At 70.3% G+C, this 11,347-nt stretch carries 12 protein-coding genes and 1 tRNA gene; 6 read left to right on the forward strand and 7 right to left on the reverse strand.

Annotated features, from left to right (window positions below):
* Window positions 1–126 precede the first annotated feature (126 nt).
* The 3 genes from ACFVV1_RS03645 to ACFVV1_RS03655 form a co-directional block, all read right to left on the reverse strand.
* Window positions 127–765: a helix-turn-helix domain-containing protein gene (locus ACFVV1_RS03645; RefSeq protein ID WP_389983959.1), complete on the reverse strand. Its 639-nt coding sequence runs from the start codon at window positions 763–765 to the stop codon at window positions 127–129.
* 190 nt (window positions 766–955) lie between these two features.
* On the reverse strand, window positions 956–1,630 hold the full coding sequence (locus ACFVV1_RS03650) for a response regulator (RefSeq protein WP_389983799.1): 675 nt from the start codon (window positions 1,628–1,630) through the stop codon (window positions 956–958).
* Complete coding sequence (locus tag ACFVV1_RS03655) at window positions 1,627–3,369, reverse strand: ATP-binding protein (RefSeq protein WP_389983802.1); 1,743 nt, start codon at window positions 3,367–3,369, stop codon at window positions 1,627–1,629. The genes ACFVV1_RS03650 and ACFVV1_RS03655 overlap by 4 nt, the downstream gene beginning before the upstream one ends.
* Before the next feature lie 130 nt (window positions 3,370–3,499).
* Between ACFVV1_RS03655 and ACFVV1_RS03660 the strand changes: the two genes are divergently transcribed.
* From ACFVV1_RS03660 to trxA, 3 genes are all read left to right on the forward strand, one after another.
* On the forward strand, window positions 3,500–4,870 hold the full coding sequence (locus tag ACFVV1_RS03660; RefSeq protein WP_389983805.1) for a cation:dicarboxylate symporter family transporter: 1,371 nt from the start codon (window positions 3,500–3,502) through the stop codon (window positions 4,868–4,870).
* Between the two features lie 107 nt (window positions 4,871–4,977).
* A complete protein-coding gene (locus ACFVV1_RS03665; RefSeq protein ID WP_389983808.1) occupies window positions 4,978–5,382 on the forward strand; it encodes a MerR family transcriptional regulator in 405 nt (134 codons plus the stop codon).
* A gap of 3 nt (window positions 5,383–5,385) precedes the next feature.
* Window positions 5,386–5,727 carry a thioredoxin gene (trxA, locus tag ACFVV1_RS03670; RefSeq protein ID WP_389983810.1) on the forward strand — a complete coding sequence of 114 codons (342 nt, stop codon included), beginning with the start codon at window positions 5,386–5,388 and terminating at the stop codon, window positions 5,725–5,727.
* 629 nt (window positions 5,728–6,356) lie between these two features.
* On the opposite strand, the gene ACFVV1_RS03675 is transcribed toward trxA, so the two are convergent.
* Window positions 6,357–6,430, reverse strand: a tRNA-Met gene (locus ACFVV1_RS03675).
* Window positions 6,431–6,867: 437 nt separating this feature from the next.
* Between ACFVV1_RS03675 and ACFVV1_RS03680 the strand changes: the two genes are divergently transcribed.
* Window positions 6,868–7,044 carry a hypothetical protein gene (locus ACFVV1_RS03680; RefSeq protein WP_389983813.1) on the forward strand — a complete coding sequence of 59 codons (177 nt, stop codon included), beginning with the start codon at window positions 6,868–6,870 and terminating at the stop codon, window positions 7,042–7,044.
* A gap of 204 nt (window positions 7,045–7,248) precedes the next feature.
* Here the strand turns inward: ACFVV1_RS03680 and ACFVV1_RS03685 are convergent, their stop codons facing one another.
* Window positions 7,249–8,106, reverse strand: a complete 858-nt coding sequence (locus tag ACFVV1_RS03685; protein WP_389983816.1) for a methyltransferase domain-containing protein — start codon at window positions 8,104–8,106, stop codon at window positions 7,249–7,251.
* 230 nt (window positions 8,107–8,336) lie between these two features.
* Between ACFVV1_RS03685 and ACFVV1_RS03690 the strand changes: the two genes are divergently transcribed.
* Window positions 8,337–9,071: a hypothetical protein gene (locus ACFVV1_RS03690; RefSeq protein WP_389983819.1), complete on the forward strand. Its 735-nt coding sequence runs from the start codon at window positions 8,337–8,339 to the stop codon at window positions 9,069–9,071.
* Window positions 9,072–9,240: 169 nt separating this feature from the next.
* Here the strand turns inward: ACFVV1_RS03690 and ACFVV1_RS03695 are convergent, their stop codons facing one another.
* Together ACFVV1_RS03695 and ACFVV1_RS03700 are read right to left on the reverse strand one after the other, a co-directional pair.
* Window positions 9,241–9,756 carry a putative immunity protein gene (locus ACFVV1_RS03695; RefSeq protein WP_389983822.1) on the reverse strand — a complete coding sequence of 172 codons (516 nt, stop codon included), beginning with the start codon at window positions 9,754–9,756 and terminating at the stop codon, window positions 9,241–9,243.
* Window positions 9,753–10,322: a putative immunity protein gene (locus ACFVV1_RS03700; protein WP_389983825.1), complete on the reverse strand. Its 570-nt coding sequence runs from the start codon at window positions 10,320–10,322 to the stop codon at window positions 9,753–9,755. Before ACFVV1_RS03700 ends, ACFVV1_RS03695 begins: the two co-directional genes overlap by 4 nt.
* 133 nt (window positions 10,323–10,455) lie before the next feature.
* Here ACFVV1_RS03700 and ACFVV1_RS03705 point away from each other — a divergent pair, with 133 nt between their 5' ends.
* Window positions 10,456–11,169 carry a MerR family transcriptional regulator gene (locus tag ACFVV1_RS03705; RefSeq protein WP_389983828.1) on the forward strand — a complete coding sequence of 238 codons (714 nt, stop codon included), beginning with the start codon at window positions 10,456–10,458 and terminating at the stop codon, window positions 11,167–11,169.
* The last annotated feature ends 178 nt before the right edge of the window (window positions 11,170–11,347 follow it).

Here is an 11,347-nt window from a genome sequence, read left to right on the forward strand (position 1 = left end):
CGGCCGCGGTGCCGGAACGTCCTGGTGGCCGCCGTCTCCGTGCGGGTGTTCGCGGCCGTCGCGGTGGCCGTCGCCCTCCTCGTACGCGACGAACAGCCGGCGCCCGCTCCCGTCGCGCCGGGCGGCTCAGACGGTCGTCCCCCGTACCCCCGCCGCCTGCCAGAACCGTTCCACGATCTGCGCCAGGAACGCCCGCCCCGCATCCCCCGTCGACCCGGCCCGCTCCGTACCCGTGCTGCTCCAGCTCAGCGTCGACACCATCAGCGCCTGGTAGTCGGCGTGCAGCTGTTCCAGTACGTCCTGCAGGAAGCCGCGCTCCAGCGGCACCAGCTTCGCCACCGGCCGGACATGGGCCTGCCAGCGCGTCGTCACCACCGCGCGCAACAGGTCCGCCAGCTCCTCTTCCCGGCCGGACACCGTCACGAACCCGGCGGCGGTCAGCCCCAGCACCTCGCTGAGTGCCGCGGACTGGCGTTCGTTGCCGCGCCAGCGCCCCGCCTCCTCCATCCGCAGATACGCGGAGGTGGTCAGCCCCAGCAGACGCGCCAGCTCCTCCACCGCCAGCTCCCGGGCCACCCGGTGCTCGCGCAGGGTGCGCGCGGCGGTGAGCAGCTCGCCCGGCGAGCACCACAACACTCCGGCCAGCGCGGTGATTTCGTACTCGCTCGGGACAGCCAGCCCGCGTTCCCAGGCGACCACCGTCTCGGTGCTGATACGGAGTCCGTACTGCGCCCCGAGACCGTACGCGACATGCCCGGGAAGCATCCCCAGGGCCTCGCGCAGTCGGCGCGCGGCGGGGGCGTTGAAGGGCGGAGAGGGGTGCACGGCCCCACCGTAGGAGTCAACACGTGGGCTGACTACGGTGTGTTCCACCGATATCACCGCTCGTAGGAACGTCCTAGTGACGCAGGCCCGGTCCCGTGCGTCCCGGTCCCGCAGGCCCGGGGCCGTACGGTCAGCGCTCCTGGGCCACCCATCGGTAGTGCAGCTCCGGACGCCCGATCTGACCGTATTGCGGACTGCGCACGGCGCGCCCCACCGTCACCAGATGTTCCAGGTAGCGGCGCGCCGTGATCCGCGAGATGCCCAGCTCCGCCCCGGCGGCGCCCGCCGTGACCCCGTCCGGTGCGGCCCGCAGGACGCGGGTGACGGCCTCCAGCGTCGGACCGCTCAGCCCCTTCGGCAGCCGGGTCGGCTGCGGTGCGCGCAGGGCGCCGAGCGCCCGGTCCACCTCGTCCTGGCCGCTCGCCTCACCGGCCGCCGCACGGAACTCGGCGTAGCGGACGAGCCGGTCGCGCAGGGTGGCGAAGGTGAACGGCTTCAGCACGTACTGGACGACACCCAGCGACACCCCCTCCCGGACCACCGCCAGATCACGCGCCGACGTCACCGCGATGACATCGGCCGAGTGCCCGGCCGCGCGCAACGAGCGCAGCAGCTGCAGACCGTGCCCGTCCGGCAGATACAGATCCAGGAGCAGCAGATCGACGGGCGTACGGTCCAGCGCCCGCACCGCCTCCGCGCGCGAGTGCGCGACCGCGGCCACCGTGAATCCGGGGACGCGGCCCACATACAGCTGATGGGCGTCCGCGGCTACGGGATCGTCCTCGACGACCAGTACCTGGATCACGCGGTGGCCTCCTTCGTCGTGCGCGTCGTGCGGCCGCCGCTGACCAGGGGCAGCCGTACCGTGAACTCCGCACCGCCGTCCGGGCCGCGGTCCAGCGCGACCGTCCCGCCGTTGCGGTGCACCGCCTGCTGGACGAGGGCCAGCCCGATCCCCCGGCCCGCGCCGTGCGTCGACCAGCCCCGGTCGAACACCTCGGCGGCATCGTCCGGATCGATCCCGGCCCCGGTGTCGGCGACCCGCAGCAGCAGCTCGCCCTCGCCGGCGAGCGCGGTGACGGTGACCCGGGCACGGGCGGCCCGGCCCGGCGCGGTTCCCCGCTGGCCGGGCACGGCCGCATCAGCCCCCGACTCCGGCGCATCAGCCCCCGACTCCGGCGCACCAGCCCCCGCACCCGACGTGTCCGTCGCCGCCTCCGACGCCGCGTCCACCGCGTTGTCGATCAGGTTGCCGAGAATCGTCACCAGGTCCCGATGCGGCAGCGTCGCGGGCAGGGCGCCGTCGTCGATCAGACTGTCGTCCGCGAGCACCAGCTCCACACCCCGCTCGTTCGCCTGCGCCGCCTTGCCCAGCAGCAGCGCCGCCAGCACCGGTTCGGCGACCGCGCCCACCACCCGGTCGGTGAGGGTCTGGGCCAGCTCCAGCTCGGCGGTGGCGAAACCGACCGCCTCCTCGGCCCGGCCCAGTTCGATCAGCGAGACGACGGTGTGCAGCCGGTTCGCCGCCTCGTGCGCCTGCGAGCGCAACGCCTGGGTGAACCCCCGTTCGGAGTCCAACTCACCGGACAGCGCCTGGAGTTCCGTGTGATCGCGCAGTGTCACGACCGTGCCGCACTGCTCGCCGCCCACCACCGGACGGGTGTTGACCACGATCACCCGGTCCGCCGCCAGATGCAGCTCGTCGACCCGCTCCTCGGAGGCGAGCAGCGCACCGGTCAGCCGCGCCGGCAGATCCAGCTCGGCGACCCTGCGCCCGACCGCATCCGGTTCGAGACCGAGCAGCTCCCGGCCCGAGTCGTTGATCAGCGCGATCCTGCGCTGCCCGTCGAGCATCAACAGCCCCTCGCGCACCGCGTGCAGCGTGGCCTGGTGGTAGTCGTGCATCCGGCTCAGTTCGGCGGCGTTCATACCGTGCGTGTGCCGCCGCAGCCGGGCGTTGATCACATACGTACCGATGCCGCCGAGCGCCAGCGCCCCGCCCGCCGCCAGCCCCAGCGCCCCGAGCTGCGCCCGCACCTGCGAGGAGACCCGCTCGACCGTGATGCCCGCACTGACCAGACCGGTGATCCGGCCGCCGTCCCATACCGGGGTGACGACCCGGATCGAGGGCCCGAGCGTGCCGGTGTACGTCTCAGAGAACGTCTCACCGCGCAGCGCCTGCGCGGTGTGCCCGAGGAACTGCTCCCCGATCTGGCCGGCGTCCGGGTGCGTCCAGCGAATCCGGTCCGGGGACATGATCGTGACGAAGGCGATCCCGGTGTCCCTGCGGACCTTCTCCGCGTACGGCTGGAGCACGGCGGACGGGTCCGGGGTGCGGATCGCCTCCCGTACGGACGGCGAGTCGGCGATCGCCAGCGCCGCCGCCGTGACCTGCCGGGTCGCGGTCTCCTTCGCCTGCCCGCTGCCGGAGACGTAGGCGAAGAACGCGCACCCCGCCACCACCGCAGCGACCAGCACCACCTGCATGGCGAAGAGCTGGCCTGCCAGGCTGCGCGGACGGGTACGGGGGCGGGGGAGACGCATGGCACCAGTCTGCCTGGCCGAAAACATATGAACGAAATGCACGTAACCGTGACCGGCATCACAAGCGGGGGGATAGTCGCCGGGACCCCCAGGGACGGGGGAGCGACCAGGACGAACCGAGGAGACCCCCGTGGGAGTGGCAGCCGCCAAGCGGGACCGTACGCATTATCTGTATCTCGCCGTGATCGCGGCTGTGGGTCTCGGCATCCTCGTGGGCTTCGTGGCCCCGGGCGTCGCCGTCGAACTCAAGCCGATCGGTACCGGCTTCGTGAACCTCATCAAGATGATGATCTCGCCCATCATCTTCTGCACGATCGTGCTGGGCGTCGGATCGGTGCGCAAGGCCGCCAAGGTCGGCGCGGTCGGCGGCCTCGCCCTCGGCTACTTCCTGGTGATGTCGACCGTCGCGCTCGCCATCGGTCTGCTCGTCGGCAACATCCTGGAGCCCGGCCAGGGCCTCCACCTCACCGAAGCGGTGCGCGCCGCCGGCGAGAAGCAGGCGGCGGGCGCCAGCGAGTCCACCGTGGACTTCCTGCTCGGCATCATCCCGACGACGATGATCTCCGCCTTCACCCAGGGCGAGGTGCTGCAGACCCTGCTCATCGCCCTGCTCGCGGGCTTCGCGCTGCAGGCCATGGGCTCGGCGGGCGAGCCGGTCCTGCGCGGCATCGGCCACATCCAGCGCCTCGTCTTCCGCATCCTCGCCATGATCATGTGGGCGGCCCCGGTCGGCGCGTTCGGCGCGATGGCGGCAGTGGTCGGCGAGACCGGCGTCGACGCCCTGAAGTCGCTCGCGATCATCATGGTCGGCTTCTACGTCACCTGTGCGATCTTCGTCTTCGTGGTGCTCGGCACGATCCTGCGGCTGGTCGCCGGGGTCAACCTGATCTCTCTGCTGAAGTACCTGGGCCGCGAGTTCCTGCTGATCCTCTCCACCTCCTCGTCGGAGTCCGCCCTGCCGCGGCTCATCGCGAAGATGGAGCACCTCGGGGTCAGCAGGCCCGTCGTCGGCATCACCGTGCCGACCGGCTACTCCTTCAACCTCGACGGCACCGCGATCTACCTCACGATGTCCTCGCTCTTCATCGCCAACGCGATGGGCGACCCGCTGAGCGCGAGTGAGCAGATCTCGCTCCTCCTCTTCATGATCGTCGCCTCGAAGGGCGCGGCCGGAGTCACCGGCGCGGGCCTCGCCACCCTCGCGGGCGGCCTCCAGTCGCACCGCCCCGGCCTGGTCGACGGCGTCGGCCTGATCGTCGGCATCGACCGCTTCATGAGCGAGGCCCGCGCCATGACGAACTTCGCGGGCAACGCGGTGGCCACCGTCCTCGTCGGCACCTGGACCAAGGAGATCGACAAGGAGCGGGTCGACCAGGTCCTCTCCGGCGCGCTCCCGTGGAACGACCAGATGCTCAACCAGGACACCGACCACGGCGACGGCACGGGCACCGTTCCGCAGCCGCGGGACAGTGACCAGGAGCCCGCCGCGGCGAAGGCGTAGCCGCCCGGGACCCGGTATCAACGGCAGGGCCGTCGCGGAAGCATCCGCGACGGCCCTGCCGCGTTCTCCTTGCCTTGACGTCCGCGTAAAGGTCTACCGTCACGGACATGCGCATCGGGGAGCTGGCCGAACGGGCCGGAACGACCACACGGACTCTGCGGTACTACGAGTCGCGCGGACTGCTGCCCGTGCGACGGGCCGGCAACGGCTACCGCGCGTACGACGAGGACGATCTGCGGCTCGTCCAGCAGATCCGGACCCTCCAGGACTTCGGGTTCGAACTGGAGGAGACCCGGCCGTTCGTCGAGTGCCTGCGCGCCGGCCACCCGGCCGGTGACGCCTGCCCCGCCTCGCTCGCCGTCTACCGGCGCAAGCTCGGCGAGCTCGACGCGCTCATCGAGCAGCTCCAAGCCGTACGCGTCCACGTGGGCGCCCAGCTCGCGAAGGCCGAGCTGGAGGCCGATGCGGAGCTTCCGGGCGGTCCGGAACCACGTTGTGAACTGGGAGGATGACAGATGATTCAGGCAGAGGGCGTGGCCGAGGTCACGGACACCACTTTTGATACGGAGGTCCTCGCGGCCGACCTCCCCGTACTGGTCGAGTTCACCGCCGACTGGTGCGGCCCGTGCCGCCAACTCGCCCCCGTGCTCAGCGCCGTCGCCGCCGAGGAGTCCGGGCGCATCAAGATCGTCCAGATCGACGTCGACCGGAACCCGGGCATCGCGAGCCGGTACGCGGTCCTGTCGATGCCGACCCTGATGGTGTTCCGCTCCGGCGAACCCGTGAAGTCGATGGTGGGCGCCCGCCCCAAGCGCAGGCTGCTCCAGGAGCTGGAGGACGTGTTCGAGGCGGTGTGAGGCGGGGCGTACGTCCCCGAACCGGGGAAGCAACGCGCAACCGTAGCGGCCGCCTCGGGGGCCGCTACGGCCTGCGCCTACTCGAACCGTTCCAGGCGCTTGATGAAACCGTCGATCTCGGCGAGTCCGGGCGCGTCCGGTCCGCGATACTGGCCGGTGGCGTCCCGGAGCCCCGGCCCGCCTCGGCCTCGGGTTCGGGCTCCAGTTCGCACTCCGCTGCCTGGACCAGGACGGCATCAGCCTGGTGCGGCGCCACCCGACGAAGACTGGTTCGACCAACGGCCGCCGGCGGCCGGGCAGCGGTCTGCTGCTGTCCTGGAGGCCCTGGTGCTGCCGGGGCCGTTCCCACGAACGCGCACCCGCGCATCTCGTCGGCCAAGTACCGCACGGCTGCCTTCTGACTGATCACCCAGCCACCATGACGCACGCCACTGACATGGCACGCCATCACCTGCCGCAAGCGTGCGGCTCACAGCCCTCTGAACCCCCACCTCGAACGCTTCGTCCGACCGCGTCGGGCTTCGCAGGTGACCTCGCCCCCGCCGCGGCCGTTTCCCGGTCATGCCTCATCACAGGACGTTTCACGCGGCAGGGCCCGGATCCATATGGATCCGGGCCCTGTTCAGCAGTAGCGGGGACAGGATTTGAACCTGCGACCTCTGGGTTATGAGCCCAGCGAGCTACCGAGCTGCTCCACCCCGCGTCGATGAACCTAACCGTACGCCATCACAGCGACGTCGGAGACCACCTGCCGCCGGCGCTGCTTCTATGCGGCGAAGCCGACGTTGGTGCACGTGTACTACCCCCACTGCGAACTGAGGTCCGGGAGGACGTCGCTGGTCCATGCGTCGTCCAGGCCCTGATGGTCGCCGACCGCCCAGGCGCCGACGAATAGAGACGACGACCACGCTCAGGCAAATCCGCCGGCCACGCCCGCCGGCGGAGGTGGCGTGTGGCGCGGCCACCGCGCGCCCACGTGATCCGACGCGGCGGCCCGGAACACCTTCATCAATGCGCACCCCGGATACGTCCGGAACACGTCGTACTTCCAGCGGTATTGACTTCCGTTCCCCGCCCTCGAGGGCGGGGAACGGAAGTCAACTCACCGCTCTCATCGAGCAGGACGGCCCCGACGAGCGGGTGCCGCTGTGTCGGATCGAGTACCTCGGCGACAACGAGGAATGGGCCTTCGCGATCTACTCCCCGGCCACCGACACATACACCGACTCCCTCCTCCACACCGGAACCCCCACCGGCCACCCCACCGACGCCTTTGACACCGCCGCCCTCGTCCACCTCGCCGACTACATCAAGTAACCAGGCCAGGCCACCCCAACCAGCAAAGGACCTGCGACGCGCTGCACTGGTTTGACCGGCCCGTTCCACGGTGAACCGCTCCTCCCCGCAGGCGAAGGCCCGGCCTGTCCGGGGTGCCAGCTGGCGATGGGGTGCTGTGCCGGGCGGTTTGGTGACTGGCCTGCTGGCGACGGAAACCCGAGAGTCGGGGCGGGCCTGGCCGTGTCAGGGGGACTTCACGGCGTTGATCACGGTGTATCCCATCTTGTCACGGCACAGGGCGAGGATGCTCGGGTAGACGGTGTCGAGCTGCGCCATCGCGGCGGTGCCCACCAGCTCCGCGATCTGGGCGCGCCTTGCGGCGAACAGGCGCGGGATCAGCTCGTAGGTGGGCTTGAACTCTCGGGACATGTCGCGGATGCCGTGGATGGTGAAGCCGGCCTCGCCGAGCATGCGGGAGTAGTCCTCGGGTCCGGCGGGAAGGCGGGAGAGGGCGAACGCAGCCTGGAAGAGCTGGACTTCCTCGGGCGTGAAGGGCTCGGCTTCGTAGCAGTCCGCGAGAACGAAGCGGCCCCCGGGCCGCAGCACCCGCCGAACCTCGCGGATCGCGGCGGGGCGGTCGGAGAAGTGCGCGAACGACTCGATGGCCCACGCGGCGTCGAAGATCTCGGACTCCTGGGGCAGGGCCATGGCGTCCGCCTGTTCGAAGGCGACGCGGTCGGACAGTCCCGCCTTCAAGGCGCGGTCGCGGCCGGCCCGGACCTGCGCGGCGCTGACCGTCACGCCGAGCACGCTCGCGCCCGACTCGGCACCGATTCGCACGGTGGGCCGGCCGGTGCCGCAGCCGACGTCCAGCATCCGCTGTCCCGGCAGCAGCCCGACCTCGTTGATGAGGCTGCCGGTCCAGGAGTCCTGGGCCCGGGTGAGTTCCTCCCACATCTCGTCGGCTGTCGGCTCCCCCGTCTGCGTCCGTACGCCGTCGGTCCACATGCCCAGGTGCATGCTGTCGCCCATGGTCAGGCCATACAGGCCTCCGAAGCGGTCGTACCATTCGCCGACATCCCGGGCCGATGGATCGCTCATGTCCAACTCCTCGTTTCCGTGTGGCCCACCGGGTGGGGTGGTGCCGCCGGGCCGACCCGACCGATCGGCCCCGCTGCCTCCACTACTTCCCCGGAACGGCCGCGCAGTGAGGCCATACGGAGGGGCGCACGGAAGCACGAATGGATCCATGCACTGAATCGCCCACATGCGGCAAGCGGGAACCGGGCCACGGCGCCGCTTCGCCGTTGCGCCGTGCGCGTTCTCCAGGGATGGAGCTCGTACTCGAAGAGACCGCAGTGACCATCAAGGTCGTGTCCGTGGGCGGCAAGCGGATGTCGAAGGCCCTCTACAGCCAGCTGTCTCGCCGAAGCCCGCTTGATCACGACAGCACGGTTCGGGGACGGCTCTGGGGAGTCGTGTTCGATCCGAAGTGCTGCCACACCATGCAGGCGAAGGACTGGGCGCACTGGCACGTCCTGTACGAGTGTGACGGCGAGCCGGCGGTGTGGTTCCTCCGGCGGGGGGCGAGGAACGCTCCGTGCAACCTGATCGCCGGCGGTCCGTACGAGCCGCGCTCCCGTGTTGACGGGGAGTTCCTGGACGCCTGCGCCCTGGAGACCCACCGGGGCTCCACCGACTTCTTCCAGGGCAAGGTGTTCGACCTGATCCGCGACGGCCAGATCGCGGCGACGATCGAGGACACCAAGGTCTACCTGTCGTGCTCCGCCGCCGTGCTGAAGCTGCGCACCGCCAGGAAGGAGCATCACGCCGCCACAGAGCGGGCCGCCTCCCCGCGCTGGCCCGCGCACCCCAAGGTCCCCGACTTTGCTGCCGAGGCCGCCGCGACGGCCGAGAAGCAGCTGGAAGTCGCCGAAGGGGCTCTGGAACGGCTGTGTGACCAGCGCGAGCGGGCTGGATGGGGCCGCGTACGGAGAGGTTGGGGTTCTTCCTGTGTGCGATGGCGTCGCGTTGATCGGGCCGCAGGACATCGAGACGTGGGGTGAGGTGTACGCCTTGGTCGGCAGGAACCGAAGCACGTGCGAGCCGCTGGTGTCCGGGTAGGCCGTTGCGTAGCCGATGGCTTGGGCGAGGCGGGGTTCGTACCAGGACAGGGCACGTGTGAGGAACTCTGACCGATTGGGCCAACCATGAGGGGCCGTGCACGGTTCGGCTTCAACAGTCGAACACCGACCAGCAGATGTCGTTGCGCAGCCGCTGGTCATCAAGTACGAGCTCACGGATCGCCTCCGGGAGCTGATTGCGCTGCCACTGGCACTCGAGTCGTCCCGCGGTCTCGCTCTCGTCTTCCGGTGCTGCTGCACGTGCGGCCTTGATCGCGTAGGCGGCCGCGCCGAGCTCGTGCGCGGCGACGTGGGCGACAGCCCCGGCCTGGCCGGCGGCGTACGCGGCATGCCGCGCTGCCCCACGCAGGTCTCTGGCTGCCCCCATCGCATGGCCGCCCGCCGCGCGGGCCTGCATCATCTTGACCTCGCCACGTACCCAGGCCCGGGCATGCTCGATCGCCTGGCGCGGCCGCGGGTCCCCGGGCTGGGCCGACTCGAAGAGGCCAAGGACATGCTCTGCACAGGCGGCAGCCCATAGAGCGAGGAGACGGTGATCCGCATCAGTGAGAGTCCCACCACGGCGGATCGTCACGAAGCGAGGGTCGCGGACCTTCGGGAGGATCATGACGTGCACTCCCTCCTGCGCACGTCGGCGCCGCTCGCTGCGGTGTGCCCTGGCGGCCGGTCAGCCGCCTGGCGCAGGGAATGATCCAGAGTGCTCATCAGCCGGGCGACACGACTGCTGCCACCTGTCGCGGGCGGGTAGCGGCAGAGCACATCGATGAGCACCGGTGTCGCACGCTGCCGCGACCGTTCCAGCAGGGCATCCCCGATCGCGGGATCACCGCCCGCCTCCATCTCCCCGATGCGCGCAGCGCTCGCGCAGGCCCGCAGGATGTGGCCGACCTGGCCGGCCTGGGCGATGGGGTGCAGGTATGCGGCCGATGCGGCGTCACCGGCGGATCGCGCGGCCAGTCGTGCTTCTTCGGAGGGCGCGGACCGGGCGGCCCGATGAGCGTCGAGCGAAGTGACACGCTGCAATTTCGTCCTGTTGGCACCGTTGATGAACGTCCAGGCCGCGTCGATCGCCGCACGGGGGCGCGGATCGTCGGGAACAGCCTGCTCAAAGACCGGCAGGACGTCCTCTGCGTGCCGAACCACGTAACGCGCCACGACGCGCAGTTCGTCCATCGTCAGATCGAAGTCTCCGGACACGGTGTGCGTGCTCTGTGTCATGTCCCTGGATCGTATCCTTGAACGCTCGGTGGAGACTCTGCGACGAATCCTCCGCTCACCCGCGTCGGAACCCTCAATCGGAGGTCACATGCGGCCCGTGGACCTGGCTCGTCGCCATGGCCTGTCCACGCAGGCGGTCCGCAACTACGAGGCCGCCGGCATCATCCCGCCGGCCCACCGCAGCCGGACGGGGTACCGGGACTACACCGCCACTCATGCCGCAGGCCTCGCGGCCTACCTGGCGCTCGTCCCTGCCTTCGGCTACTCGACGAGCCGACGCATCATGCATGCCGTCACCGGCGGCCGGCTCGACGAAGCACTGGAGTACGTCGACGACGGGCACGCGCTCCTGGCTCGCGACCGCAACACGCTACGAACCGTCGAAGCGGCGCTCTCGCATCTCGGAGCCGCCACCCCTGATACGACGGCCAGCACTCGGGCGCCGTACAGCATCGGTGAACTCGCCCGCCACCTCGCGCTCAACCCGGCCACCCTGCGAGCCTGGGAACGCGCTGGAGTCCTCACCCCACAACGTGACCCGCGCACCGGGCACCGTCAGTACCTCGCGCAGGACGTGCGCGACGCCGAACTGGCGCACCTGCTGCGCCGGGGAGGCCAGCCCCTGGGCACCATCGCCACTGTCCTCGGAGAACTCCGCGACGCCGGCAGCCTCGAAGCGCTGGCCAGGACCCTGGAAGGGTGGCGGCGCGACCTCACGTCCCGCGGAATGGCCCAGCTATACGCCGCCGGTCAGCTCTCCATCTACCTCGACGCCTTGGACCGATCCGCGAGAACCGGCTGAGCCCAAAGCACGAACCCCCGTCGCATGCCTCGATATCGGCAGACGCTGCCAAGAGGACAGCGACCGTATCGAGGTGACCGCTTTTGACGCTCTCCCTCCTGAAGGAGGGAGATTCTTACGGCTCGCGCCGTGAGACTTCCTGTTTCATCGCCGACTGCCCGCCCGGAGTTCTCCGTTG

The organism is Streptomyces sp. NPDC058092, from assembly GCF_042884935.1.
In the GTDB taxonomy this organism is placed as follows: Bacteria; Actinomycetota; Actinomycetes; order Streptomycetales; family Streptomycetaceae; genus Streptomyces.